The following is a 26,946-nucleotide window of genomic DNA, read 5'->3' on the forward strand; positions in this document are numbered from 1 at the left end:
GCGGTCGATCTCGGTGCCGCGGTGATCCGCCAGCTGCTGGCCCAGACCGGCCTGGACGGCGCCCAGGTCGATGAAGTGATCATGGGCCAGGTGCTCACCGCCGGCGCCGGGCAGAACCCCGCGCGCCAGGCCGCGATCAAGGCCGGCCTGCCCCACGCCGTGCCGGCGCTGACCCTGAACAAGGTCTGCGGCTCCGGCCTCAAGGCCCTGCACCTGGGCGCCCAGGCGATCCGCTGCGGCGACGCCGAGGTGATCATCGCCGGCGGCCAGGAGAACATGAGCCTGGCCAACTACGTGTTGCCCGGCGCCCGCACCGGCCTGCGCATGGGCCATAGCCAGATCGTCGACAGCATGATCAGCGACGGCCTGTGGGACGCCTTCAACGACTACCACATGGGCATCACCGCCGAGAACCTGGTGGACAAATACGGCATCAGCCGCGAAGCCCAGGACGCCTTTGCCGCCGCCTCGCAGCAGAAGGCCGTGGCCGCCATCGAAGGCGGGCGCTTTGTCGATGAGATCACCCCGATCCTGATTCCCCAGCGCAAGGGCGACCCCGTGGCCTTCGCCACCGACGAGCAGCCGCGCGCCGGCACCACCGCCGAATCCCTGGGCAAGCTCAAACCGGCCTTCAAGAAGGACGGCACGGTCACCGCCGGCAACGCTTCGTCGCTGAACGACGGCGCCGCCGCGGTGATCCTGATGAGCGCCGCCAAGGCCAAGGCCCTGGGCCTGCCGGTGCTGGCGAAGATCGCCGCCTACGCCAACGCGGGCGTCGACCCGGCGATCATGGGCATCGGCCCGGTGTCGGCCACCCGCCGCTGCCTGGACAAGGCCGGCTGGTCCCTGGAGCAACTGGACCTGATCGAAGCCAACGAAGCCTTCGCCGCCCAGTCGCTGTCGGTGGGCAAGGAACTGGGTTGGGACGCGAGCAAGGTCAACGTCAACGGCGGCGCCATCGCCCTCGGCCACCCGATCGGTGCCTCGGGCTGCCGGGTGCTGGTGACCCTGCTGCACGAGATGCTCAAGCGCGATGCCAGGAAAGGCCTGGCGACCCTGTGCATCGGTGGCGGCCAGGGCGTGGCATTGGCCATCGAACGCTAACCCCACGCCCTTTCTGTAGGAGCGGCCGGTCGACGCTCCTACAGGGAAGGGCGAAGCTGGTAGACTGCCCCGCCCAATCATCCGCAAGGCGCCCGCATGTCTTCCTTGAATCAGGCGCTGCGCGCCGCCCTCGATCATCGCCAGGACCTGCTCGCCGAGCTGCATCAGCAAGGCACCGACTGCTATCGGCTGTTCCATGGCAGCCAGGAAGGCGCCGGGGGCCTGACCATCGACCGTTACGGCCCACAGCTGCTGGTGCAGAGTTTTCACCAGACGCTGGAACGCGAGGCCTTGCTGCAATTGCACGAGACCGTCCAGAAGCAGCTGGGCCTGGACACCCTGCTGGTCTACAACGACCGCTCCCAGGGCAATTCACGCATCGACCGCGAAGACCCGGTTTACCGCGCCGAAGAACAGGCGCTGCAAGACCTGGTCGGCCACGAATGGGGCTTGAACTATCGGGTACGCGGTCGCCATGCCGGCCAGGACCCGCTGCTGTTTCTCGACCTGCGCAACGCCCGTGGCTGGGTCAAGGCCCACAGCGCCGGCAAGAGTGTGCTGAACCTGTTCGCCTATACCTGCGGCGTCGGCCTGAGTGCCGCGGCAGGTGGCGCCCGCGAGGTGTGCAACCTGGACTTCGCCGAGGGCAACCTGGCGGTCGGCCGCGAGAACGGCCAGCTCAATCCGCAATTGCCGGCCATGCAGTTCGTGCAATCGGATTACTTCCCGGCGATCCGGCAACTGGCCGGCCTGCCTATCACCCAGCGCCGTGGGCAAAAGCTGCCCGGCTACCCACGCCTGGAACAGCGCCAGTACGACCTGGTACTGCTCGACCCGCCGGCCTGGGCCAAGAGTGCATTCGGCACCGTCGACCTGCTGCGTGACTATCAGAGCCTGCTCAAGCCGGCCCTGCTGGCTACCGCCGACAATGGCGTGCTGATCTGCTGCAACAACCTGGCGAAAGTCACCCTGGACGACTGGCGCGAACAGGTGCTGCGCTGCGCCGAAAAAGCCGGGCGCCCGGTACGCGAATGGCAGGTGCTGACACCCGGTCGCGACTTCCCCTCCATGGACCAGCAACCGCCGCTCAAGACCCTGATCCTGCATCTCTGATCTCCCGCGAGGAATCTGAACAATCCTGTTTGCGACAGTCATGGGATTGTTTCGGAACCGGAAACGCATGCCATACTCCAACGCACTTCCGATTCAGATAGATGAAGCCTCGCATGTCCAAAGGATTGATCCGCGCTATCGGCGCCTTGTTGACCGCTCTCGCCCTGTACAGCCTGCTGGGCTTTCTGATTTTGCCGGGCATCGCCCTGCGGGTGGCCAATCAACAGTTGGCCAACTACGCGACGGTACCAGCAAAGATCCAGCGCATCGAACTCAACCCGTTCAGTCTCGAACTGACGCTCTGGGGCCTGAACATCGGTGAGCCGGGCAAGGAGCAGGTGGCCTTCGAGCGTCTCTACGCCAACCTGCAACTGGACAGCCTCTGGACCCGCGCGCTGCACCTGGCCGATGTCGAGCTGGACAAACCCAAGAGCGAGATCCTGTTCGCCAAAGACGGCAAGCTCAACCTGCTGGGCCTGTTCAACCTACCCGCCAGCGAACCGACTCCGGACGACCCCGAGGCCAAGCCGTTCCCGCTGCGTATCGAGCGCATCAAACTGGCGGGCGGTTATGTGCACTTCCAGGACACGCGGCCCAGCGAGCCCATCGATTTCCTCTACGACAAACTCGATCTCGAGCTGAAGAACCTCAGCACCCTGCCCGATGACAGTGCCGACATGACTCTGGTCGCCGCGGGCCCCGCGGGCGGTCAGATCGATTGGAGCGGTAATTTCAGCCTGACCCCGATCGCCTCCGAAGGCACCCTGAAAGTCACCGACGGCCAGATGAAAGCCTGGTGGCCCTATGTCCGCGATGCCTTGCCCCTGGTCCTCGAAGACGGCGTGCTGAACCTCAACACCCGCTACAAGCTGAACCTGTCCAAGGAAACCGAACTGCTGCTCAGCGATGCTTCGGTAAGCATCGCGCCCTTTGCCATCAAGGCCCCGGACGGTCGGCCACTGGCCCGCCTGGAGCGCCTGGACGTCAGTGAGACCACGGTCGACCTGGCCAAGCAGCAAGTGGTGGTCGGCAAGATCCGCAGCCAGAAACTGGAAACCTGGGCAGCCCTGGAAGCCGATGGCCAACTGGACTGGCAGAAACTGTTCGCCAGCCAGCCGGCCAAACCGGCGGCCAAGCCCGCTCCGGCCGCCGCCGATAGCCCGCAGCCGGCGCCCCCGGCGCCAGGCAAACCCTGGCAGGTGCTGCTCAAGGACGTGCAACTGCGCAATTACCAGGTGCACCTGGCGGACCGCCAGGCCAAGCCGGCGGTGGCGCTGGAGGTCGGGCCGCTGAACGTCGACGTGCAGAACTTCGACAGCCTCAACCAGTCGCCCTTCAACCTCAAGCTCGACACCGGGGTGGGCAAGCAGGGCAAGATCCTCGCCAGCGGCGTGGTCAACCTGCAACCGGTCACCGCCAAGCTGGCGGTGCAGACCAAAGACATCGACCTGCGGGTCGCGCAGTCCTACATCAGCCCGTTCATTCGCCTGGAGCTGCGCAGCGGCATGCTCGGCAGCGACCTGGCGGTGGACCTGAAAAACATCGATCCCCTGACATTCAGCGTGACCGGCCGCGCCCAGGTCGACCAGCTGCACACCCTGGACACCCTGAAAACCCGCGACTTCGTGAAATGGCAGCAACTGGTGCTCGAAGGCCTGAACTATCAGCACGGCGACAGCCTGACGATCAACAAGGTCAACCTGCTGCAGCCCTATGCGCGCTTCATGATCAACGATGACCGCACCACCAACATCGATGACTTGCTGATCCCGCAACCGGCCGACAGTGCACCGAAAAGTGCCGCCAAGCCGGCCGCCAAGGAAAAACCCCTGGGCATCCATATCGGCCAGATCGCCATCAACGATGGTTCGGCCAACTTCGCCGACTTCAGCCTGACCCCCAACTTCGCCACGGCCGTCCAGCAACTCAACGGCCAGATCGGCACCATCGACAGCCGCCAGGCCAAACCGGCCAGTGTCGATATCAAGGGTAAGGTCGATCGTTATGCGCCGGTCACCATCAAGGGCAGCGTGAACCCGTTCGATCCAATGGCCGCGCTGGACATCGCCACCAGTTTCAAACGCGTCGAACTGACCACCCTGACCCCCTACTCCGGCAAGTTCGCCGGCTACCGTATCCGCAAGGGCCGGCTCAACCTCGACCTGCACTACGTCATCACCAACGGCCAGCTCAAGGCCGAAAACAAAGTGGTGGTCGAACAACTGGAGCTGGGGGAAAAAGTCGACAGCCCGGATGCCGTGAGCCTGCCCCTGAAACTGGCGGTCGCCCTGCTCAAGGATGTCGACGGCAAGATCTCCATCGAACTGCCGGTGACCGGCGACCTCAACAACCCGCAATTCAGCGTCATGCCGATTGTCTGGCAGACCCTGCGCAACCTGATCGTCAAGGCTGCCGCCGCGCCCTTCAAACTGATTGGCGGGCTGGTCGCGGGCAGTGGTTCGGAAGACCTGGGCAGCGTCTCGTTCGCCCCGGGCTCGAGCGAGTTGAGCCCGGAATCGGAAGCGGCGCTGGTCAAGCTGTCCAACGCGCTCAAGGAGCGTCCGGCCCTGCGCCTGGAGATCGAAGGTACCGCCGCGCAGAGCAGCGATGGCCCGCTGATCGCCGAGCAACGCCTGGAGCGGGAATACCAGTACAACTACTACAAGATGCTCCAGCGTCGCGGCGACAAGGTGCCGGCCCAGGCATCCTTGCTGAAGGTGCCGGAAGGCGAGAAAGGTCCGCTGCTGGAAGGCATCTATCGCACGCGCCTCAAGACCCAGCCACCGGCCGAATGGAAGGATCTGGGCAAGGAAGAACGCACCGCGAAAATGCGTGAAGGCGTGATCCAGTTCTGGAGTGGCAGCGATGCGCTGTTGCGCCAGCTGGGCCAGGAACGGGCCAGCAGCATCAAGGACTTCCTGGTGGACAAGGGCCAACTGGCGGACGACCGGGTCTACTTCATCGACGCCAACCTCGGCCAGGCCGAAAGCGACGGTCGGGTCATTACCCCCATGCACCTGGACGCCGAATAACCACCCTCCCCGCCGACCCGGAAACGGGTCGGCCCTGCGGTTCTCCCCGCCATAAACAGAACAGGCCCCGACACACTGTGCCGGGGCCTGTTCTGTCTACAAAAGGAGCCACCTCCCTGTGGCCATTCGCATGAACCTTCAAGGAAGCGGTAGATGAACCATCTACCGCCTCTTCTCCCTGTCCAGGAAAGACGCTTGCGGCTTACTCGGTTTTCAAACCGTCAGCCGATACCGCCTTCACGCCCTTGATATTCTTGGCGATGTTGACTGCGGTTTCTTTTTGCGCCGCGGTCAGAGCAGTGGTGGAGGACAGGGAAACCACACCCTTGTTGGTTTCGACCTTGATGTCGGTGCCAGGAATGCCTTTTTCAGTTACGAGATCCGCTTTGACTTTGGTGGTGATCCAGGTGTCGGAAGTGGCTTCCTTGGCCTTGGTCACTTCACCCGCCGCGAGCACCATTGGCGCCTGAGTAGCTTGAGTGGTCTGGGCAAATGCAACGTTAGCCATGGTCAGGGTCAGAGCGGTAGCAGTTGCAGCAGCGATAGCGAACTTCTTCATACGAGTAACTCCTGTTCTTCTGGAAAACCTGCTCCAAGTCCTGGCAGCAGGGTTACTTAAGTAGATTGCAGGCGTTATGCCAAGTTCAGAAAAACAACAAAACCCTTAAATATCAATTACTTATAAAAATAACGAAACACTCGCGATCATGCAAAATGCATGATCGGCAAGTAATCTGCATGCAAGTTGCATTTCCAGTGGCGAGCTAACCTCCTGAATTTCCGACACTTTCCCAGAAGGCGCCGTGGCGCGTGGTGTTTCACGCGCCGAGCAGGCAAGCACCGACCTCAACTGCCACTGGCGGTGCAGCCCTTGGGGGAGTAATCGGCGGGGACAGTGGTGGTGCAGACCCAGCCATCGGCCGTGGTGCGAGTCAGGGTGACGGTCTTGTTCAGCACCGGCGCCGGTGCATTGAGGATGGTGCAGCCAATGCTTCCCGCTCCTGTCGAGGCGGAGCCCGCGGCGGTCATGGTGCAGTTCGACGTCGCCGCCTTGCCCCCCACCAGCTCCAGGGTCGGGTCGCTGCCCTGGTTCAGCACGTCCTCGAAGTTGACCTTCAGCGCCGAGGCTTCGGCCAATGCCGCGGTGACCTTGGCCCGCGCCTGGTATTTGGAATACAGCGGCATGGCAAAGGTGGCCAGGATGCCAATGATCGCCACGACGACCAGCAACTCGATCAAGGTAAAACCTTTCTGATACTTCATTTATCTGCTCCAAGCAGGGGATATCCAGGGGTCTGGGCACTCACCAGACAGCCATAGCACAGCCTGTGCCAGCGCCTGCGGCCCCGGGCGAACGGGGTTTTGGCGACACCGACCTGCGGCAGTGAGCGCCAGAAGTCGCACTATCTGACACTTTTTGTCAGCCGAGTGCCCTGGGCCGGTCGTCGTGACGGGCTACGCTGTCACTCGACCCTCGATTGCATTCACTGCCCGCCGCCGTCCAAGGAACGTATCGGGCCATTCAAACTCTATGAGCCGGACGCCGCGCCCCGCGCAGCGGTCCACTCGCTAACGCACAGGGCATTGCCGGCCCTGAGGACATCCATCACAACCGGGACTCGACACCATGGCGGTCAAAGCAGCAAAAGTCAGTGTTTACCTGTGGGAAGGCACCGACAGGCAAGGCAGCAAACTGCGCGGCGAATTGAGCGGCCATACCCCCTCGCTGATCAGGGCCCAGTTGCGCAAGCAAGGCATCAGCCCAGCCAGGGTCAGTAAGAAATCCAGCTCGCTGTTCCAGCGCACGCCCCCGATCAAGGCTCGCGACATCAGCCTGTTCACCCGGCAGTTGGCGACCCTGATCAAGGCCGGCGTACCGCTGCTGCAATCGTTCGACATCATTGCCGAGGGCTTCGATAACCCGAACATGCGCAAACTGCTGGGCGAGCTGAAACAGGACATCGCCGCCGGCAGCAGCTTCACCAGCGCACTACGCAAGAGGCCGCGGTATTTCGACGAGCTGTACTGCAGCCTGGTGGATGCCGGCGAGCAGGCCGGCGCCCTGGAAACCCTGCTGGAGCGGGTGGCGACCTACAAGGAAAAAAGCGAAAACCTCAAGACCCGAATCCGCAAGGCCATGACCTATCCCCTGGCGGTGATCTGCGTGGCGCTGGTGGTCACGGGGATCCTGCTGGTCAAGGTGGTGCCGCAATTCCAGTCGATGTTCCAAGGCTTCGGCGCGCAACTGCCGGTGTTCACCCAACTGGTCATCGCCCTCTCGGAATTCGTGCAGCACTGGTGGTGGCTGCTGGCGGGCGCTCTGTTGCTCAGCGTGTTCGGCCTGCGTCATGCCCACCGGCGCTCACCGCGCTTTCGCCACTGGCTGGACGCGGCCCTGCTGAAACTGCCGTTGGTAGCGCCGCTGCTGTACAAGTCCGCGGTGGCCCGCTACGCCCGCACCTTGTCCACCACCTTCGCCGCCGGGGTACCGCTGGTGGAGGCCCTGGGCTCGGTGGCCGGGGCCACCGGCAACCAGGTGTTCAAGCATGCGGTGAACCGCATCAGGCAGGACGTGGCGACCGGCATGCAGTTGCACTTTTCCATGCGCGCATCCGGCATTTTTCCCGGCATGGCGATCCAGATGACCGCCATCGGCGAAGAATCCGGGGCCCTGGATGGCATGCTGGAAAAAGTCGCGATCCACTACGAGGAAGAGGTCGATACCCTGGTCGACACCCTGAGCAGTCTCATGGAGCCCGTGATCATGGTAGTTTTGGGCACCCTCGTCGGCGGCCTGGTGGTCGCCATGTACTTACCCATCTTCCAACTCGGCACAGCGATCTGAACATGTCATTGACTGAGGTCCTGGCCAGCTACCCGCTGGTCTTCGTAGCATCGATGCTGGTCCTGGGCCTGATTGTCGGCAGCTTTCTCAATGTGCTGATCTGGCGTCTGCCAAAGATGCTCGAGCGCGACTGGCACGCCCAGGCCCGTGACATCCTGGGGCTACCCGTCGAACCTGCCGGGCCGACCTACAACCTGCTGCTCCCGCATTCCCAGTGCCCTCACTGCGCACATTCGATCCGCCCCTGGGAAAACATCCCGGTGTTCAGCTACCTGCTGCTGCGCGGACGCTGCTCCGCGTGCCAGGCACCGATCGGCCGGCGCTACCCGCTGGTGGAGCTGACCTGCGGCCTGGCCTCGGCGTTCGTGGCCTGGCATTTCGGCTTTGGCTGGCAGGCCGTCCTGATGCTGCTGCTGAGCTGGGGCCTGTTGGCGATGAGCCTGATCGATGCCGATCATCAGCTGTTGCCCGACGTGCTGGTGCTGCCGCTGTTGTGGCTGGGCCTGATCGTCAATGGCTTCGAGCTGTTCGTCAGCCTCCACGATGCGCTGTGGGGCGCCGTGGCCGGCTACCTGTGCCTGTGGTCGGTTTACTGGTTGTTCAAGCTGCTGACCGGCAAGGAAGGCATGGGGCACGGTGATTTCAAGCTGTTGGCCATGTTCGGCGCCTGGGGCGGCTGGCAGATTCTGCCGATGACCCTGCTGCTGGCCTCACTGACGGGAGCCCTGGCGGGGATCGCCCTGCTGCGCCGCAACCGTGCGCAAATGTCCACGCCTATCCCTTTCGGTCCCTTTCTGGCCATTGCCGGCTGGATTGCCTTGCTCTGGGGTGGTCAAATAACCGGCTCCTATTTGCAGTTTGTCGGTTTCAGATGACCAAGCCTGTTTTCAAACCCTGGATCCTCGGCCTTACCGGCGGTATCGGCAGTGGCAAAAGTGCTGCGGCCCAGCACTTCATCGACCTGGGCATCCATGTGGTGGATGCCGATCACGCTGCCCGCTGGGTGGTGGAACCCGGCCGTCCGGCCCTGGCCCGCATTGCCGAGCATTTCGGCGACAGCGTGCTGCAGGCCGATGGCCAGTTGGACCGCGCGGCGCTGCGCAAGCTGATCTTCGAGGTGCCACAACAACGCCTCTGGCTGGAGGCCTTGCTGCATCCGTTGATTGCCGATGAAATCACCGCGCACCTGGCCCGCGCCGAGTCGCCCTACGCGATTCTGGTGTCACCGCTGCTGATCGAATCCGGACAATACGCGATGACCCAACGGATCCTGGTGATCGATGTGCCGCAACAACTGCAGATCGAGCGGACCCTGCAACGCGACCGGATCAGCGAACAGCAGATCCAGGCGATTCTCAAGGCCCAGGCGACTCGCGAAGATCGCCTGAGCCATGCCGACGATGTGCTGGTCAACGACCACGACCTCGCCTGGCTGCACAGCGAGGTCGAACGCCTGCATCACTTTTACCTTACCTTGCGTGGAGGCCAGTCATGAGCCAACCCCTGACCGTGGAATGTCCAACCTGCGGTGCGCCCGTGGAGTGGACCGCGAGCAACGTCAACCGTCCGTTCTGCTCGGACCGCTGCAAACTGATCGACCTCGGCGCCTGGGCCGCCGAAGAACACAAGATTCCGGTCAGCCCGGATGCCGAGGACGATCTGTTTTCCGACGACCTGCCGCCTCGCGCCCACTGAAGCCTCAAGGCCGCATGAAACCGTAGTCCTGCGTATCGTCGAGGTTCTCCGCGAGAAACTGCAACTCGTCGGCCAGATCCTCGGCGCTGCGCACCCGCCGACTCTCCTGCACCACCGCGCTGAGCAGGGCGCGCAGGCTCAAGCCCGGTTCGAAACCCTCTTCCTGAGCAGTATCCAGACTCCTGCGTATTTCCTGCCGCGCCCATTCATACACACTCATGACCCTGCTCCCGAACGGTTTTTGCCGAGCATGGGACCGCGTCTGCCGAACGTGTTTGATATGGATCAAGAACGCGGATCGTCGTCCTTCCAGGGCGCCGAGAGGTAACGGGTGCGGTTGAAGGTTTCCAGCCATTCGGGGCAGAACACCACCAGGGCGCTGATCACCATGCCGTTGATGAAAGCCTCGGGAAAGATGATCAGCCACAGGTAGCCGATGAAGTCTTCCAGCCATTCCGGCATGGCAAAACGCCCGTCGAACCACAGCAGCCCCAGGCCCACCAACAGGCACAGCAAGGCCGACAGCGCGGCGGCAAAAAAACCGGAACAGAAGATATACACAAAGGGATTACGCGGCTGCGCGCGCTCCACCAGGATCGCGCAGCATTCGGTGACCAGCACCGGCAGCAGGATCAGCAAGGCGCCGTTGATGCCGACCGCAGCCAGGTCCTGGCGGCCCAGCGCGACCAGGCCCACCTGGGCAATCAGCCCGCCGACGATCGCCAGCGGCCAGTCCAGCAACAGGGTCACGGCCGTCATGCCGATGAAGTGATAGGACACGCCGGTATCGAAATCCCGGCGCACCAACCACAGCATGAACAAGGCGAACACCGTACCGAACAGCAGATGCTGGCGTCGGCTGTCGCTGAACAGCTCGACCCAGGGCGCGCGCCAGGCGGCCCAGACCAGCACCGGCACATAGATCAGCCAGCCGACGCCGAGGGTGAGCGGCGACAGCAGCGCGGCGCTGATCATGGCTGCGCCTGCTCCAGCGCCGCACGCAGTTCGGCGGCCGTGCCGTACTCCCGTTGAGCCACCAGCCGGCCATTGTCGAGTTGCAGCCACAGGACTTTATCCACAGCCCCGGCGTAGCGCGGCGCTACCCGCCCGTCACGGTCGAGCATGATCCGGTAGCCATAATCACGCATCGCCGGCACCGCAAACATCCTGGCGATCACCGCCGGCATACGCTGGATGTCCGCGACAAATACCGTGTGTCGCGCCTCCAGATAACCCGCAGGACGATCCTGCAAGGCGGTGTTGACCAGCTTGGCGCCGTCCATGCTGCGCGCCACCAGCAGGGTCCGGGTCTGCCCGTCGAGGCTATAGGCCCGGTCGAATTGATCGAGCAAGGTCCAGGGCGCCAGACGCTCGCCGACTTCCACTGCATGCGCCAGCAAGGGCATGCAACCCAGCAACAGCAACGACCAATACCTCACAGTTTTTCCCCTTCCTTTGGTTAGTCCACAAGCGTTCAGTCTACACCGCCAGGGCATCCGCCCGAGGGCTGCGCCAGCTTTCAGGAAGCCCGCAATCCCGGGCGAAAAGGAATAAATCGCCACGGGTTGGACAAGAGTCCCCCCCTGAACAACACTCCATTTTATCCGTCACGCCTCGCTCACGAATGAGCCAACTTCGTGACACATGCCCAGGCTGCCATTCGTCCTGGATGCGCAAAACCGTCAAAAAACCGATGCATAATGCAAAAAAAAGGTTAATCTGCCATAATTAGTCAATTACTTGACCATCAAAGCAGAAAAGCAGTATTGTTTGGCCATCATAGGCCGCCAAAAAACAGACTTTTTTTGCAGTAAGCCTTAGTTTTTTCAGCCTGCCTCTGTAGTGGCTTCACCCTTAACAGAGCTGGGTTTTTACCTGGCAGCGACGGGATTCGATGCTTACGAAATCGATTGATAGCAGGTTTCTGACCCGAACCGGATTCATGGAACTCTTCATTTCGGGGGTGAAACTGACGCACGCCCTGTCCGCCGCCCTGCCTGGAATCCTGCTGCTCCTGAGTCTTGAATCCGCCAGTGCGGATGTCTGGCCAACCGTCCTTGGCCTGCTGCTGTTCTTTGCCGTGATCACCGTCATCCTGTTCCAGGCCCAGGGGGTCTACTCCGAAGAGTTCTTCAGCAATCGCCTGCGCCTGCGCACGATGCTGGTGGCCTGGACCTCCGCCTTCTGCATCCTGCTGGTCATGTACCTGGGGCTGCACCTGCTGCCGGTCTTCAGCCTGCAGGACCTGGCTGTCTGGTTCATCGCCAGCCTCGTGCTGTTTGGTATCGAGCGTCTGTTCCTGCTGCGCCTGTTCCACTCGTGGATGGCCAGCGGCAAATACCTGCAACGCACGGTGATCCTCGGTTTCAGCGAGAGCGCGCTGTTCCTTGCCGAACACATGCAGCGCCACGGCGATATCCGCTCCGGCCTGATCGGTTTCATCGACGATCGCAGCGACCGCGTGCCCAAGGCCTTCTGCGACCTGCCCTTTCTGGGCAACACCCAGAACCTGGAAGAGCTGATCCGTTCCGAGCAGGTCAACCAGGTCCTGATCGCCCTGCCCTGGGCCGCGCACGCGCGCATCGGCGAGCTGGTGCAGCGGCTGCGGCAGTTGTCAGTGAATGTCGCCCTGGTGCCCGACATCACCACCCTGCGCTTCGGCCACAACCGCATGACCGATGTCGGCGGCATCCTGATGTTCAACACCTCGGAGTTGCCGTTGCGCGGCTGGGCGCCGCTGATCAAGCGCTGCGAGGACATCATCCTCGCCCTGCTGGGCCTGGTGCTGCTGTCCCCTGTGCTGCTGGCCACCGCCGTGGCGGTGAAACTCGATTCCAAGGGCCCCGTGCTGTTCCGGCAAAAGCGCTACGGCTACAACGACCGGCTGATCCGCGTGTTCAAGTTCCGCTCGATGTATGTCGAGCAGGCGGACCTCAATGCCGAACGGCAGACCACCCGCGAAGACCCGCGAATCACCCGGGTCGGACGCTTCATTCGCAAGACCAGCATTGATGAGTTGCCCCAGCTGTTCAATGTGCTGATGGGCAACATGTCGATTGTCGGGCCTCGCCCCCATGCCACCGCCACCAAGGCGGCGGGCGTGCCGTTCGAACAGGCGGTGCGCGAATACAGCTCGCGCCACCGGGTCAAGCCCGGTATCACCGGCTGGGCGCAGATCAATGGCTACCGGGGAGAAACCGACACCCTGCAGAAAATCCAGAAACGAGTGGAGTACGACCTCGATTACATCTCCAAGTGGTCGGTCTGGCTGGATCTGTACATCGTTTTCATGACGGTTCCGGCCGTCCTTTCGACGAAGGAAGTCTACTGATGAGCGCATTCACTGGATTGATCCCTTGCATTATTTCCGGCGGCTCGGGCTCGCGCCTGTGGCCTGTCTCTCGACAGAACATGCCCAAGCCATTCATCCGCATGCGCGATGGGCAGAGCCTGCTGCAAAAAACCTTCGTCCGCGCCAGCAACCTGGCGGACGTCAGTTGCGTGGTCACGGTGACCAACCGCGAGCTGTTGTTCCGCTCGCTGGACGAGTACCGCAGCGTCAATCAGGGCAAGCTGGGCCTCGACCTGCTGCTCGAGCCATTCGGGCGCAATACTGCCGTGGCCATTGCCGTGGCGGCCCTGCATGTGCGCGAGTACTGGGGCGACGAGGCACAGCTGCTGATCCTTCCGGCCGACCACCTGATCCTCGACCAGGATGCCTTCGCCGCCGCCGTGAGCAAGGCGCGCAGCCTCGCCGAAGACGGTTACCTGGCGACCTTCGGCATTCAGCCCGACAAGCCCGAGACCGGTTTTGGCTACATCGAACAGGGCCCGGCGCTGAAGGAAGGTTTCCAGGTCGCGCGCTTCGTCGAAAAACCCAACCTGGCCACCGCCCAGGCCTACGTCGACAGCGGCAACTACCTGTGGAACGCCGGGATGTTCTGCTTCCGCGCCGATACCCTGCTGCAGGAACTGACCCTGCACGCTCCCGAAGTGCTGAGCGCCGCCCGGGCCTGCCTGGAACAAGGCATGACCCTGGACAACAAGCACTGCCGCCAGCGCGAACTCGATGCCGACAGCCTGAGCCGCGCCCCGGACGTTTCGATCGACGTGGCCCTGATGGAACGCTCCGAGCGGGTCGCCGTGGTGCCCTGTGACCTGGGCTGGAGCGACATCGGTTCCTGGGATGCGTTGCGCCAGCTGACCCCGAGCGACGCCGCCGGCAACCAGGTCAACGGCGAAGCCATCCTGCATGACGTGAGCAATTGCTATATCGACTCGCCCAAGCGTGTGCTCGGCGCCGTTGGCGTCAGCGACCTGATCATCGTCGACACCCCGGACGCGCTGCTGGTGGCCGACGCCTCGCGGACCCAGGACGTGCGCCATATCGTCACCGAGCTCAAGCGCCTGGGCCACAGCGCCTACAGCCTGCACCGCACGGTCACCCGGCCATGGGGGACCTACACCGTGCTGGAGGAAAGCAGCCGCTTCAAGATCAAGCGCATCATGGTCAAGCCCAAGGAGTCGCTGTCGCTGCAGATGCACCATCACCGCAGCGAGCACTGGATCGTGGTCAGCGGTGCCGCCCTGATCACCAATGGCGACCTGGAGGTCCTGCTCAACAGCAACGAATCCACCTATATCCCCGCCGGCCATAAACACCGCCTGAGCAACCCCGGGATCATCGACCTGGTGATGATCGAAGTGCAAAGCGGCGAGTACCTGGGCGAAGACGACATCGTGCGTTTCGAAGACGTCTATGGCCGTGCCCCGGCGCAGGTCAAACCATGATGAAGGTGGCGCTGATCATTCCCGCCCGCAACGCCGGAGCGCACCTCGATCGGTTGCTGCCGGCGCTGGCCGCCCAGACGCTGCAACCGGACACCGTGCTGGTGGTCGACAGCAGCTCGACGGACGACACCGTCAGCCGCTTCCGGCAGTTCGGTGCCCGGGTGGAGGTCATCGCCGCCCAGCAGTTCAACCATGGCGGCACCCGCCGCTGGGCGAGCGAACAGGTGGACGCCGACGCGCTGATCCTGCTGACCCAGGATGCGATTCCGGCCACGCCCCAGACCTTCGCCAACCTGATCCAGGAACTGGAAGAAGACCCGCGGATCGGCCTCGCCTACGGTCGTCAGTTGCCGCACCCCGGCGCCGGGATTCTCGAAGCGCAGTCGCGCCACTTCAACTACAGCCCGCAGAGCCGCAGCAAAAGCCTGGCCGACGCCGGGGAGCTGGGGATCAAGACCTGCTTCAGTTCGGACTCGTTTTCCGTCTACCGGCGCAGTGCCCTGCAAGCAGTGGGCGGCTTTCCCGAGGACGTCATCGGCAGCGAGGACGCCCACGTCGCGGCGCGCATGCTGCTCAACGGTTATCTGGTGCGCTACGCCGCCAGTGCGTGCGTACAGCATTCGCACAGCTACAGTCTGATGCAGGAGTTCCGCCGTTATTTCGATATCGGCGTGTTTTATGGCCGCGAGCCCTGGATCCGCGAAGCCTTCGGCAGCGCGGGTGGAGAAGGCAAGCGTTACGTCCAGGCCGAGTTGCGCGCCTTGCGTGACGCCGGCCAGTTGCAACGTGTACCCGAAGTGCTGCTGCGCAGCGCGCTGAAGCTGTTGGGCTATCGCCTCGGCCACGCCGAACAGCATCTGCCGACACCGCTCAAGCGTCGCTTGAGCATGTTCTCAAACTACTGGACCTGAGCTGTCATGATGACTATTAACCGACCTTCCCGGCTTTGTCTGTTGAGCATCCTGACCGCCTCCCTGTGGCTGGGCGGCTGCTCGACCCCCGCCCATGTCGCGCTCCCTGACAGCGACACCCTCAAGGCTCGCCACGCGGCGGCACTGACCCTGGCCGACCTGCCGCCAGCCCAGGTGCTGATCCAGAGCGGCGACACCCTGCGCATCGTGCGCGATGCCCAGGAGCCGGCCGCCACCGACGACATGACGCTGTTCGTGGTGCGCCCGGACGGTTTCATCTCGATGCCCAACATCGGCCGGATCAAGGCCGCGCTGCTGACCCCGGAAGACCTGGGCAAGGAAATCACCAAACGCTACACCCGTGTCTACCGCGAGCCCGAAGTGACCGTGAACATCGCCATTGCCCCAAGCAACCGGGTGTTCATCGGCGGCGCGGTGGCCAACCCGTCGTTCTTCAACCTGGCCGGCACCGTGTCGGTGGAGCAGGCCCTGCTCAGCTCTGGCGGCGTCCTGCCGTCGGCCGACAGCTCCAACATCGCCCTGCTCCGGACCGGCCCCGACGGCAAGTACAAGATGTACTTCGTCGACCTCAGCAACATGCTCAGCAACCCCAACCATCCGCTGGTCGCCCTGCAGCGCGGCGACCTGATCTACGTGCCGCAATCGACCATCGGCAGCACGGTGGAAGCGGTGGACATGTACTTCACCAAGCTGTTCCCGGTTAACAAAGGGATCGGCCTGGGCTTCAACTACGACTTGAACAGCCAGGATGTAAGAAACAGCGGCAACAGCACGACCAACATCGAAAACGTCAATAACATTTCTCAGTAGACAGGAGTGATGCGTTTGATCGGCCTCCATCAGCCACTGCTACAAGTACTTTCAACGGAGTGATCCCGTGATCGAAATACGCTCTCTACGCGACCTGTTGCGCCTGTTCTTCATATTCCGCCGCGAGTTCAAGCTGGCGGTCGTCACCACCATCGTGGTCGCGGTACTGGGCGCCTTCCTGCTGCCGACGCGCTACGAGTCGGACGCGCGCCTGCTGGTCAAGCCCGGGCGCGACAGCACCACGGTGCCGATCGAGGCCAGCAATCGCCAGACGCTGATCTCGCCCAGCACCCAGCACGACCCGATCGTCGATGAGGAGAAGATGCTCACCGGCCGGCCGATCGTGCACATCGTCGCCCAGCGCTACCTGGAACTGAGCGCGGCTGCCGAACCCCAGGGTTTCTGGAAGACCCTCAAGTTCTACGCCAAGAAGGCCATGGGCACGGCCATCGATGCGCTGCGCAGCCTGCTGCAACTGGTCGGCCTGTCGGAGCCGCAGAGCCCGCAGGACCGCCTGGCGACCCGCCTGGAAAAGAACTTCCAGGCCAGCCATGAAGCGGGCTCCTCGGTGATCGATATCAGCTTTACCTGGGACGACCCGGAAGTCGCGCAGCAGGTGGTGAAAATCTGGGTCGACACCTTCCTCGAGGAACGCGCCCGGGTCCTCGGTCGCAAGAGCCTCTACGCCTTCTATGAGGGCGAAGGCAACAAGGTGGCCGCGCAGATCCTCAGCCTCAAGGAACAGTTGCAGGGCCGCCTGAAGCAGATCGATTCGATCAGCGTCGATGCCCGCCTGGAAAACCTCACCAGCCAGATCGACCGGCTGACCGACGCCCGGGTCAATGCGCAGAACCAGCTGTCCGGGATCAGCAGCTTCCTGATCAACGCCCGCCAGCAGATCCTCGATCAGCCCGTCGAAGTGGTGACCAGTCGCGAGACCAGCCTCAACCCGACCCAGCTCGACCTCAAGCGCCAGCTCAACACCCTGCAAGTGGAACGCGCGCGCCTGCTGCGCACCTATTTGCCCGAGGCGCCGGCGGTCAAGCAGATCGAACAGAACATCCACGACCTGCAGGCCCTCAGCGAACAGGAAGAGACCCGCCTGGAACGCTCGAAGAACATTGCGCCCAATAGCCTGGTGACCAACGTCAAGCAGCAGGTCATCGATGCCCAGCTGCAACAACGCCGGCTGACCGGACAGATCGAGAACTACGACAAGACCCTGGCCACCCTGCGTGCCGAACGCGACCGGGTGCTGACCGACGAGCCTGAACTCAACCGCCTGACCCAGCAGTTGCGCACCGCTGAAAAGAGCTACGCGCTGTACTCGGAAAACCTGGAACAGGCGCGCATCGACCACGAACTCGACAGCAGCCAGATCAGCAACATCGCGATCATCGAGCACGCCACCTTCAACCCGGCGCGGGTCTTCCCCAAGAGCCTGCTGATCCTGCTGTTCGCCATTCCCGCGGGGATCGCCGTGGGTCTTTTGACCATCTATGTCTGCTACCTGCTGGACCAGCGCATCCACGACGGCTCGCGCCTGCCGGAGCTGTTCCAGGTGCCGCTGTGGGGCAGCGTGCCGGACCTCGAGGACGCCACACCCGCAGCGATGACCGCGAGCATCTACCGGCTCTACAGCCTGTTGCCCATGGACCGCATCGAGAGCCAGGGCCTGACCCTGGGCCTGACCTCGGCGCGCCATGGCGAAGGCGTGAATTTCATCCTCGAACGCCTGCGCCGCCTGCTGGAAGAACGCGGCCATCGCGTGCGGGTCAATGACAGCGCGCCGGCCCAGCCCGGTGAAGTGCTGCTGCTGGATGCCTCGGCCCTGTTGTCGAACCAGGAGGCCTTCCTGATCCTGCGCCGCGCCGACCTGATCGCCCTGGTGATCGAGGCTCGGACCAGCACCGTGCCGATGATCGAGAATGCGCTGTCGCTGCTGACCACCGCCTTCGGCAAGGTCGACGGGCTGATCCTCAACCGTCGTCGCTTCGAAGTACCGTCCAGGGTGCTGGAGCGGATCAACAGCTGGCGCGGTGCCGCCTGATGCGTATCGCCTTGCTGGCCCCGCTGCCGCCGGAACAGACCGGTATCGCCGACTACGCCGCGCATTTCAGCAATGCGCTGCGCGGCCTTGGCATCGAGGTGCTGACGCCGCTGGCCGGCTGTCACGATCCCGCGGAACAGCTGACGCGCCTGCGTGCCTTCGACTGGACGGGCGTCGACCTGGTGCACGCCGAACTCGGGGGTGGCCGCTTCGGCGAATTCCAGGCGCTCGACTACCTGAGCAGCGAACAACCGCGGATCCCGCGCACCGCCACCGTGCACGACCCGGAACGCCTGATCTGGCGGCGCGCCCGGCTGTTCTGGCCGCTGACCCTGCTCGAACGCCTGCCGCACCCGCTGCCGCAAGCGGCGGCGCTGCTCGCCGACCCGCTGACCCTGCATGAAGAACGGCGCCTGGCCCGTGGCATGCGCCGGCTGATTACCCTGACCCGGCTGGGCGGCGACTGCCTGCGCCAGCGCATGGGCCTGCAGCCGCAACAGGTAGCGGTGATCGCCCACGGCAACCTGCCGATCCCGGCAGCCGAACTGCCGCCGCTGGTGCCGCTGCGCCTGCTGTACTTCGGCTTCATCTACCGCGGCAAGGGCATCGAGGACCTGATCGAAGCCCTGGCCCGCACCCTGGCGGCCAACCCGCAGTGCCGTGGCCAGGTCCGCCTGACCCTGGCCGGCGGCACCGCCCCGGAAATGACCTTCGACCCGGCCGGCAACTACCTCGACGGCCTGCGCCAGCGTATCCGCGAACTGCAACTGGACGATGTGGTGGACTGGCAACTGGACCTGCCGTCCGCCGAGATCGCCCGCACCATCCAGGCCCACCATGTGATGGTGCTGCCGTACCGGGAATCGAAAAAGCTCGCCTGGCTCGGCCAGATGCGCGGCACCAGCGGCGCCCTGTCCTGGGCCAATGCCTGCGGTCGCGGGGTCGTCACCTCCAATGCCCGGGCCTTTGCCGAAGAGGTTGCCGGCGGCAATGGCGTGACCTATCAGCAAGGCGATGTCGAAGCGCTGAGCCAGCACCTGAGCCGCCTGGTGCTGGAGCCCGAACTGGCCCGCCAGTGGGCCGCGCGGGCCAGCGAGGCCGGGCACCAGCGTGAGTGGAGCGCGACCGCGCGCCGTTTTGCCGAACTGTTCAATGAAGTGTGCAAGGAGCGATCGATATGAAGACCCGACCAGGCCTCGAACGTCGCCCGCTATTGCGCTATCTGCCGCTGGTGGCCGCGCTGGCGGTGGGCGGCGCCCTGCTGCTCAGCGAACAAGTCGATGCCACGCCGATCAACCTGGCTCCCGATCGCACCCTGGTGTGGAAGGACTACCTGGGGGTCAACGCGCACTTCCTGTGGTTCACCCCGCAGCAATACCGCAAACAGATCGCCGCCTATAAACAGCTCGGCCTGCAATGGGTACGGGTCGACCTGCACTGGGACCGGCTCGAGCCCACCGAAGAGGGTTACCAGCTCAGCACCCTCGACGAACTGGACCGGACCCTGAGCGACGCGAAACTCAAGTCGCTGTTCTACCTCGTCGGCTCGGCGCCCTTCGTGACCACCGCTCCCAAGGGCGGGCCCTTCCAGGATCAGTACCCGCCGCGCGATCCGAAAGTCTTCGCCACGCGCATGGCGATGCTGGCCCAGCGTTACCCGAACATCGACGCCTGGCAGGTGTGGAACGAACAGAACATCCCCAACAACTGGCGGCCGAAACCCGATGCCAAAGGCTACGGCGAACTGTTGCTGGCGACTCATCAGGCGCTGAACCAGGTGGCGCCGGACAAGACCCAGGTCATGGGCGGCATGGCCTACTACAGCCAGATGCCGACCCAGCGCAACGCGCTGATGTTCGAAAAACTCGGCGAACTGGGCGTGCAGAGCCTGGGCATGGTCGCCGCCTACCACCCGTATTCGGAAACCCCGGAAACGGATGAACCAGGCAAGAACGAAGTGCTGCTGCGCGGCAAGCAGCTCAACGACATGCTGCACGGCGCCGGCCTGAAGAGGGTCTGGGCCACCGAGTGGGGCTGGTCGAGCTACGCCGGGCCCAAGGAGATGCAGCGGCTGATCGGCGTCGACGGCCAGGCCGACTACACCCTGCGCCGCCTGGCGTTGATGAGCGATCAGGACTACGAGCGGATCTTCCTCTTCGCCCTTTCCGATCTCGACTCGCGCGCCTCGGCCCGCGACCAGCATTACGGCCTGCTCGACCTCAACGGCGAACCCAAGCCGGTGTACAAGGCGCTCGCGCGGTTTCTCGAGATCACCGGCGCGCGCCTCAAGCCCGGCAAGACGCCCGTGCTGGAAAACCTGCCCGACACCTTCTACAGCGTGTCCTGGACCCGCGACGACGGTAAGCGCCTGCTGATGTTCTGGAGCGCCAAGGGCGGCACCATCAAATTGCCGCAAGTGCACCAGGCCGAGCTCTACGATCCGCTCAGCGGAACCCGGGCCAGTCTCGACGCCGCGGACGGCATCCAGCCGACCGTGAAATCGTCCCTGCAGATTCTCGTGTGGTAATCGATCTCGACCTGGAGTGCCGTACGTGAAGATTCTCTGGATTCTCCCCTACCTGCCCTGGCCCATGACCAGCGGTGGCAAGACTCGCCAGTTTCACTTGCTGCGGACCTTGAGCGAGCGGGGTCATCGCATCACCTTGCTGGTGCAGTCGAAGACCGAGGCCGATGCCGCCACCCGCGCCACCCTCGAGCCCTGGCTGGAGCGCCTGATCGTGGAGCCCCGGCGCCCGCTGAAACATCCGGTCACGCTGCTGGCCGGGCTGTTCGCGCCCTGGCCGCTGCTGACCACAGTCAACGGTGTGTCACGTCCGTTGCGCGAGCGCTTCGACAGCCTGCTGCAGGAGCCCTGGGATGTGATCCAGGTCGAGCACAGCTACAGCCTGCAACCCTATCTGCAACCGCTGCTGCGGGCCGGCCGGGACTTCGTGCTCACCGAGCACAACCTCGAATCCAGCCTGGGCGGCGCGACCTATGACCGCTTCCCGGCCTGGGCCAGCCTCTTCGTGCGCTATGACCAATGGCGCTGCCGGCAGTGGGAACGCAAGGCGTTCGATTCGGCCCGCCAGGTGGTCGCGGTGACCGAAAGCGATGCCCAGGCCATGCGCCAGCTGACCCGTACCCCGGTCGAGGTGGTGGTCAACGGCGTCGACAGCCGCAGCTTTGCCGAAGTCTCGGCCGACCCGCAGAGCCAGCGGGTGCTGTTTGTCGGCAACTACGAATACGCGCCGAACCTGGACGCCGTGCAGTGGATGCTCGACGAGATTTTCCCGCGGGTCTGGAGCCACTGCCCCGAGGCGCGCCTGGCGGTGGCCGGGTATGCCTTGCCGGCCAACTGGCCCGAACGCTGGACCGACAGCCGCATCGAGTGGGTCGGCTTCGTGCCGGACCTGCCCGATCTGCAACGACGTTGCGCGCTGTTCATCGCGCCGTTGCGCCAGGGCGGCGGCTCCAAGCTCAAGGTGCTCGAAGCCATGGCCGCCGGCCTGCCGCTGGTCAGCACCGCACAAGGCGCCTCGGGCCTGGCCATCCGCCCCGAGGAACATTACCTGGCAGGCGACAATGCCCAGGCCCTGGCCGATGCCGTGATTCGCCTGTTGAGCGAGCCGACCCTGGCCGCCCAACTGGCCGGCGCCGCCCGCCTGTATGCCCGCCAGCATCATGACTGGGCCGTAGCCGGCGACGAGCTGGAACAGATCTACCGGACCCTGCCCTCCACACAGGAGCATCCCGCATGCGTGTAGCCCTCGATTATCGTCCGGCCACGGTCGCTCCCTCTTCGGGCATCGCCCGTCAGGTCAAGGCACTGGAACAGGCCCTGCGCGCCCGTGAAGACACCGAATTGCTGCTGGTGAGCGAAGCGCCACTGGAGCATGAGCAACGCCAGACCGCCTTCTGTCCGGCCTGGCCGAGCCCCCTCGATGGCGTGCAACGCCCCGGCGTGCGCCTGCGCTTCGAACGCAAATTCTTGCCGGCGACCATTCGCGAGCAGTCGGTCGACCTGTACATCGCCACCGCCAACATGGGCCTGCCCATCGGCCACAAGCCGGCGGGTACCCGTTATGTGCTGATCCTGCATGACCTGTTCCAGCTGACCCAGCGCAACTTCCACCGCTCGCAGCTCAAGGCCCTGGCCTATCGGCTGATCGATGCCGTGTCGATCGCCTGGTCAATCTGGGTCGCCGATGAAGTCTGGTGCCCTTCGCGGTTTTCCTGCAGCGAAGCGGCCCGGCTGTTTCCCTGGGCGCGGCCGAAGTTCCGCGTGCTGAACAACCTGGTGCCGGAGTTCCAGGGCGCCATCGGCCCACTGCCGGCGGGCCTGCCCGAGCGCTACTGGCTGGCCGTCGGGACGCGGGAGCCGCGCAAGAACATGCCGTTCTTCATCGAGCAGTGGCAGCGCTGCCGCCAGGAAAACCCGCAAGTACCGGAGCTGGTCCTGGTCGGCCACGCCAGCGACCTGCCGGCGAACCTGAGCCAGTTGCCCGGCCTGCATTGGGTCAATGGCGTCAGCGACGAGCAGTTGCAGGCCCTGTACCAGCATGCCGACTGCCTGTGGCAACCCTCCTACGCCGAAGGCTTCGGCCTGCCGGTGGTCGAGGCGCTGTGGCAGGGCACGCCGGTGGCGGTGGCCAGGGGCTCGGCCCTCGACGAAGTGTCTCCGCCCAGCGCGCGACGCTTCAATGCCCGTGATCGCGCCAGCCTGCGCAACGCGCTGATCGAACAGGCCCAGGACAGCAACAGGCCGGATCCGGACAGCCTGCGCGACTGGGCCCGGCAATTTGCCGAACCGACCTACCGCCAGCGCCTCGATACCTTGCTCACAGGGCTCTTTCACTGATGCTGCCAGGAAAATTCATTGGCCTGACCCTGGGGTTGATCTTCGGGATTCTGTTGTGGGCCCTGCCACCGGCAAAAGTCATCTTCGTGGTGATCGGCCTGGCCGTGACCCTGACGCTGATCCGCAAGCCGCTGTGGGGCCTGCTGATCTTCGCCGTGCTGGCCACCTGCATTCCTTACACCACGCTGCAACTGGGGATTCGCACCACGGTCAGTGAGGCGGTGCTGGGCCTGACGTGGGTCGGGTTGTTCTGGCAATCGTTCATCGGCAAGACCCGCAACCTCATGCTCTGGCGTCCCACCGAACGGGCCATGGCCTGGCTGATGCTGTTCAGCGCCATTCCCTTTGTCTGGGGCATGCTGATCATTCATGCCGACGGCAACGGCCCGGTGAACTGGGTGCGCTGGCTGATGAACCTGTCGCTGCTGTTCATGGTGCCGCTGCTGCTGCGCACCGATGCCGACCGCGACAAAGTGGTGATCGCCCTGCTGCTGGGCACTCTGCTGATGCTGCTGTTGTCGATCGGCATGTTCATCAAGTCGCGCAACGCGATGTCGATGATCCCGATCCTCACCGACCTCAAGTACGCCCACCCGGAAGCGGTGAAGGACATCTTCTCCGCCAACTACCAACGCATGGCATCGCCCTGGGTTCACCCCAACCTCACGGGCGGCGTGCTGGTGCTGTTCATTCCCCTGGCGCTGCTCTATGGCTGGACCCGCACCGGTGCGCGTCGGGCCCTGGGGCTGGCGGTGGCAATCCTCGGTTGCGCCGGGCTGCTGCTGAGTATTTCCCGCGGGGCGATCCTGGCCCTGGCCCTGGTGCTGATCTGGCTGACCTACAAACGCGTGCCCTACAGCGGCCGGATCATCGGCCTCGGGGCGGCTTTCGCGGTGGCCCTGGTGATGTTCTATCCACCGCTGCAGGAACGCCTGATGACCATGTTCTCGGCGACCAACGCCAGTACCGAAGTGCGTTTCGACGAGTACGCGAAATTCCCCGAGGCGATGATGCGCTACCCGCTGGGCATCGGCTTCAAGGTCGATCCGCCGGTACCGGGCACCAACCTGCCGGGCATCTCCAACCTGTGGCTGAACTTCATCTACAAGATCGGCATTCCGGGGATGTTGCTGTTCATCGCCGTCACCCTGTTGTGGTGGCGCGAAGTGCGCCCGCTGGCGCCGATCCGTCAGGTGACCGCTGACAACGCGCTGTGGCTGGGCTGCATTTCCGGCCTGCTGGCAGCATTGCTGACGGGTCTGTTCGACCACTACTTCAGCTTCACTTTCGTACTGATCGGTCTGTTCTGGCTGTTGATGGGCATGAGCCTGCAACAGGTCCGGTTACGCCCGGCCATCACCCTCCCTCTCAACAACCCCAAGGATCGCCAAGCATGAAACACCGTATTTTCCATTCTGCGGATCTGCCGGAACGCCTGCCGGCCCTGGCCTCGGAGCTGGGCGTCAGCCACGATGAACTGCTCGAGGCCTACAGCTGGGGGCTGAACAACGACGTGCTGTTCGTCGAGGGCGACGGCGAGCAGGCGCGCTACAGCGTCTGCTCGGTGGACATCGAACAGATCATCGAGCATCCCCTGGCCCGACGCCTGTATGGTCGTTTGAAGCAGGACATCCCCACCACCCTGGTGCCGCGCTACGGCAAGAACCTGGCCACCCTCAAGGACCGCTGGTTGCGGGCCTGGGAACAGGCCTACAACATCCTGATCAACAAGATCCCCAGCCATCACGTGCGCATCGCCTGGCTGCGCCTGGGCGGCGCGAAAATCGGCAAGGGCTCGACCATCTGGCGCAACACCGAGGTGCTGGGTGTGGAAAACCTGGTGATCGGCGATGACAGCGTGATCGCCTGGCATTGTCAGATCGACGCCCGGGCCGGGCTGATCATCGGCGATCATGTGACGATCGCCTCTCACGTGCTGATTCTCGCCGGCGGCCATGACCCGATGAGCCCCGAGTTCTGGTCGGTGTCCGCGCCCATCTACATCGATGACTACGCCTGGATCGCCACCCGGGCGCTGCTTGCCCATGGTTCGCATATCGGTCGCGGGGCGGTAGTGACCGCCAACACCCTGGTGGCCAAGGCCGTTCCCCCCTACAAGATCATCGGTGGCAGCGGTGCCAAACCCATGGGCGAGCGCCCTCACGACCTGAACTACAAGGTGGGTGGCAAAGGCCTGTTCACCCTGTTCTATTGATGCTCGGCAGCACCCTGCTGCTGACCCTGGCGACCCTCGCCGGGCTGCTCGCCGGTTTTGCCCGCGAATGGCTGCTGGTGGCGGCCTGGGGCGCGGGCAGCCGCAGCGATGCGTTCCTGGTCGCGGTGTTCATTCCCGAAGCCCTGCGCATGACCCTGGCGGCCGGTATCCTGGCGGCCGCGGCCCTGCCGCTCTATCAGGAGCGCGACGCCCGGCGCCAGCACGCCTGGCTGGCCGGCCTGAGTCCGCGCCTGCTGGGCCTGGGACTGGGGCTCTATGCCCTGCTGGCCTTGAGCGCGCCGCTGTGGATCCGCCTGATCGGTCCCGGGCTCGACAGCGCAGCCCAGGCCGAAGCCGCCGCCAACCTGCGCAGTCTGGCCGCCTGTATCCCCGGCCTGCTCCTGCATGCGCTGTTCAGCATTCCGCTGCATGCCCGGCAACGTTTTGTCCTGCCGGGGCTGGGTTCGCTGCTGTTCAACCTGCCACCGGTGCTTTATCTGTTTTTCTACGGCCAGGCGAGCCTGGGCTCCGGCCTTTCGCTGGCGTTTTTTCTCGGCAGCCTGCTGATGTGCCTGTCGCTGGTGCCGGCGATCTGGCAAACCGGCTGGCGCCCCTGGCAGGTCCGCGGGGACGCCGGGGCCAGCCGGGAATTGCTGGTGCGCCTCGGCCCGCTGTTGGCCAGCAACCTGGCCAGCCAGGGCCTGGCGCTGGTGGAACGGGTGGTCGCCAGCTACCTGGGCGAAGGCGCGGTGACCTGGGTCAACCTGGCCCGCAAGCTGATCAACCTGCCCTTGATTGCCTTGATGAGCCTGAACCAGGTCCTGCTCGGCCTGATGAGCGGCAAGTCCGGCGATCAGCGCCTGGGGCTGCTGCATCGCGGGCTCGACGCCGCGACCCTGCTGAGCCTGCCAGCCGCGCTCGGCCTGGTGGGCGCCAGCCCGGCGCTGATCCACTGGCTGTTGCCCGCCCAGAGCGCCGACGGACCGCTGCCGGCGCTGCTGGGCTGGTTCGCCGTGTCCCTGGTGTTCGGCGCCTGGAACGCCATGCTCGCGCGCTACGCCTATGCCGCCGGCGATACCCGAACGCCGCTGTACTGCGAACTGCTCGGCAGCCTGCTCAACGCCTTGCTGCTGGCGGGCTTGCCGCTGATTGCGGGGCTGAATGCGATTCCCCTGGCCGCCCTCGGCGGCGTGATCCTGACCAACCTGTTGCTGATGCAGCGCCAACAGTTGCTCAGTCTCATCAGCTGGCCGGTGCGCTGGGCTGTCAGCGCCATTCTGCTGAGTGCCGCGGCGCTGCTGTTGCATCCGCTGCCGAATGTCTGGCTGCAACTGGGACTCAGCACTGTGGCCGGGCTGCTCCTGCTGATCGCCCTGGGCCTGTGGCTGAAACCCTGGCGGGCGTGAACGAGCGGCAGAGGGTTGACCTGATGTCACACTTATCCGTTATAAGTGCAGTCAGCCCCCGCCTACCCGGCAGAGTGTATTTCTTGGATCAG

At 64.2% G+C, this 26,946-nt stretch carries 24 protein-coding genes; 19 read left to right on the forward strand and 5 right to left on the reverse strand.

All coding sequences use genetic code 11. From position 1 onward, the window contains the following. The 3 genes from PVZ78_RS21485 to PVZ78_RS21495 form a co-directional block, all read left to right on the forward strand. On the forward strand, positions 1–1,104 hold a 1,104-nt coding region (locus PVZ78_RS21485), incomplete at its 5' end, for an acetyl-CoA C-acetyltransferase (protein WP_273829211.1). A 96-nt stretch (positions 1,105–1,200) separates the two neighbouring features. Further along, positions 1,201–2,217 carry a class I SAM-dependent rRNA methyltransferase gene (locus PVZ78_RS21490; protein ID WP_041987273.1) on the forward strand — a complete coding sequence of 339 codons (1,017 nt, stop codon included), beginning with the start codon at positions 1,201–1,203 and terminating at the stop codon, positions 2,215–2,217. Between the two features lie 113 nt (positions 2,218–2,330). Next, positions 2,331–5,249 carry a DUF748 domain-containing protein gene (locus PVZ78_RS21495; protein ID WP_009050905.1) on the forward strand — a complete coding sequence of 973 codons (2,919 nt, stop codon included), beginning with the start codon at positions 2,331–2,333 and terminating at the stop codon, positions 5,247–5,249. Positions 5,250–5,451: 202 nt separating this feature from the next. On the opposite strand, the gene PVZ78_RS21500 is transcribed toward PVZ78_RS21495, so the two are convergent. Beyond that, a complete protein-coding gene (locus PVZ78_RS21500) occupies positions 5,452–5,808 on the reverse strand; it encodes a BON domain-containing protein (protein ID WP_009050906.1) in 357 nt (118 codons plus the stop codon). A gap of 287 nt (positions 5,809–6,095) precedes the next feature. After that, positions 6,096–6,512, reverse strand: a complete 417-nt coding sequence (locus PVZ78_RS21505) for a pilin (RefSeq protein WP_009050907.1) — start codon at positions 6,510–6,512, stop codon at positions 6,096–6,098. A gap of 364 nt (positions 6,513–6,876) precedes the next feature. Here PVZ78_RS21505 and PVZ78_RS21510 point away from each other — a divergent pair, with 364 nt between their 5' ends. The 4 genes from PVZ78_RS21510 to yacG are packed head-to-tail and all read left to right on the forward strand — an operon-like array spanning position 6,877 to position 9,789. After that, on the forward strand, positions 6,877–8,094 hold the full coding sequence (locus PVZ78_RS21510; RefSeq protein ID WP_110177025.1) for a type II secretion system F family protein: 1,218 nt from the start codon (positions 6,877–6,879) through the stop codon (positions 8,092–8,094). A 2-nt stretch (positions 8,095–8,096) separates the two neighbouring features. Continuing rightward, positions 8,097–8,969 carry a prepilin peptidase gene (locus tag PVZ78_RS21515; protein WP_009050909.1) on the forward strand — a complete coding sequence of 291 codons (873 nt, stop codon included), beginning with the start codon at positions 8,097–8,099 and terminating at the stop codon, positions 8,967–8,969. Next, positions 8,966–9,589 (forward strand): dephospho-CoA kinase, encoded by a 624-nt coding sequence (gene coaE / locus PVZ78_RS21520; protein WP_273829223.1) that lies wholly within the window; start codon positions 8,966–8,968, stop codon positions 9,587–9,589. The genes PVZ78_RS21515 and coaE overlap by 4 nt, the downstream gene beginning before the upstream one ends. Next, positions 9,586–9,789 carry a DNA gyrase inhibitor YacG gene (gene yacG / locus PVZ78_RS21525; RefSeq protein ID WP_009045670.1) on the forward strand — a complete coding sequence of 68 codons (204 nt, stop codon included), beginning with the start codon at positions 9,586–9,588 and terminating at the stop codon, positions 9,787–9,789. The genes coaE and yacG overlap by 4 nt, the downstream gene beginning before the upstream one ends. Positions 9,790–9,793: 4 nt before the next feature. Here yacG and PVZ78_RS21530 read toward each other — a convergent pair whose 3' ends face one another. The 3 genes from PVZ78_RS21530 to PVZ78_RS21540 form a co-directional block, all read right to left on the reverse strand. Beyond that, complete coding sequence (locus PVZ78_RS21530; protein ID WP_009050911.1) at positions 9,794–10,009, reverse strand: hypothetical protein; 216 nt, start codon at positions 10,007–10,009, stop codon at positions 9,794–9,796. Positions 10,010–10,074: 65 nt separating this feature from the next. After that, positions 10,075–10,764 carry an energy-coupling factor ABC transporter permease gene (locus PVZ78_RS21535; protein ID WP_110177023.1) on the reverse strand — a complete coding sequence of 230 codons (690 nt, stop codon included), beginning with the start codon at positions 10,762–10,764 and terminating at the stop codon, positions 10,075–10,077. Next, positions 10,761–11,228: a hypothetical protein gene (locus PVZ78_RS21540; protein ID WP_009050913.1), complete on the reverse strand. Its 468-nt coding sequence runs from the start codon at positions 11,226–11,228 to the stop codon at positions 10,761–10,763. Before PVZ78_RS21540 ends, PVZ78_RS21535 begins: the two co-directional genes overlap by 4 nt. A 455-nt stretch (positions 11,229–11,683) precedes the next feature. On the opposite strand from PVZ78_RS21540, the gene PVZ78_RS21545 reads away from it, so the two are divergent. The 12 genes from PVZ78_RS21545 to PVZ78_RS21600 all read left to right on the forward strand — a co-directional run bounded on the left by PVZ78_RS21545 (position 11,684) and on the right by PVZ78_RS21600 (position 26,854). After that, the gene (locus PVZ78_RS21545; RefSeq protein ID WP_009050914.1) at positions 11,684–13,120 is read left to right on the forward strand and encodes an undecaprenyl-phosphate glucose phosphotransferase; all 1,437 of its coding nucleotides are present in this window, start codon (positions 11,684–11,686) and stop codon (positions 13,118–13,120) included. Continuing rightward, complete coding sequence (locus tag PVZ78_RS21550) at positions 13,120–14,580, forward strand: mannose-1-phosphate guanylyltransferase/mannose-6-phosphate isomerase (protein ID WP_198919392.1); 1,461 nt, start codon at positions 13,120–13,122, stop codon at positions 14,578–14,580. Before PVZ78_RS21545 ends, PVZ78_RS21550 begins: the two co-directional genes overlap by 1 nt. Then, positions 14,580–15,491, forward strand: a complete 912-nt coding sequence (locus tag PVZ78_RS21555) for a glycosyltransferase family 2 protein (protein WP_016703673.1) — start codon at positions 14,580–14,582, stop codon at positions 15,489–15,491. Before PVZ78_RS21550 ends, PVZ78_RS21555 begins: the two co-directional genes overlap by 1 nt. A gap of 6 nt (positions 15,492–15,497) precedes the next feature. After that, a complete protein-coding gene (locus tag PVZ78_RS21560) occupies positions 15,498–16,322 on the forward strand; it encodes a polysaccharide biosynthesis/export family protein (RefSeq protein WP_009050917.1) in 825 nt (274 codons plus the stop codon). A 67-nt stretch (positions 16,323–16,389) separates the two neighbouring features. Next, positions 16,390–18,372 (forward strand): GumC family protein, encoded by a 1,983-nt coding sequence (locus tag PVZ78_RS21565; protein ID WP_038635188.1) that lies wholly within the window; start codon positions 16,390–16,392, stop codon positions 18,370–18,372. Continuing rightward, on the forward strand, positions 18,372–19,553 hold the full coding sequence (locus PVZ78_RS21570; protein WP_009050919.1) for a glycosyltransferase: 1,182 nt from the start codon (positions 18,372–18,374) through the stop codon (positions 19,551–19,553). The genes PVZ78_RS21565 and PVZ78_RS21570 overlap by 1 nt, the downstream gene beginning before the upstream one ends. Continuing rightward, a complete protein-coding gene (locus PVZ78_RS21575; RefSeq protein ID WP_009050920.1) occupies positions 19,550–20,899 on the forward strand; it encodes a cellulase family glycosylhydrolase in 1,350 nt (449 codons plus the stop codon). The genes PVZ78_RS21570 and PVZ78_RS21575 overlap by 4 nt, the downstream gene beginning before the upstream one ends. A 25-nt stretch (positions 20,900–20,924) precedes the next feature. Continuing rightward, positions 20,925–22,139: a glycosyltransferase family 4 protein gene (locus PVZ78_RS21580; RefSeq protein WP_009050921.1), complete on the forward strand. Its 1,215-nt coding sequence runs from the start codon at positions 20,925–20,927 to the stop codon at positions 22,137–22,139. After that, positions 22,130–23,233 (forward strand): glycosyltransferase family 4 protein, encoded by a 1,104-nt coding sequence (locus PVZ78_RS21585; protein WP_053269956.1) that lies wholly within the window; start codon positions 22,130–22,132, stop codon positions 23,231–23,233. The genes PVZ78_RS21580 and PVZ78_RS21585 overlap by 10 nt, the downstream gene beginning before the upstream one ends. After that, positions 23,233–24,630, forward strand: coding sequence for an O-antigen ligase family protein (locus PVZ78_RS21590; protein WP_273829224.1), 1,398 nt, complete (start codon positions 23,233–23,235; stop codon positions 24,628–24,630). Before PVZ78_RS21585 ends, PVZ78_RS21590 begins: the two co-directional genes overlap by 1 nt. Then, positions 24,627–25,448, forward strand: coding sequence for an acyltransferase (locus PVZ78_RS21595; protein WP_009050924.1), 822 nt, complete (start codon positions 24,627–24,629; stop codon positions 25,446–25,448). The genes PVZ78_RS21590 and PVZ78_RS21595 overlap by 4 nt, the downstream gene beginning before the upstream one ends. Continuing rightward, complete coding sequence (locus PVZ78_RS21600; RefSeq protein WP_273829225.1) at positions 25,448–26,854, forward strand: lipid II flippase MurJ; 1,407 nt, start codon at positions 25,448–25,450, stop codon at positions 26,852–26,854. The genes PVZ78_RS21595 and PVZ78_RS21600 overlap by 1 nt, the downstream gene beginning before the upstream one ends. Positions 26,855–26,946 lie beyond the last annotated feature (92 nt).

The organism is Pseudomonas sp. SBT1-2, assembly GCF_028640875.1.
In the GTDB taxonomy this organism is placed as follows: Bacteria; Pseudomonadota; Gammaproteobacteria; order Pseudomonadales; family Pseudomonadaceae; genus Aquipseudomonas; species Aquipseudomonas chlororaphis_I.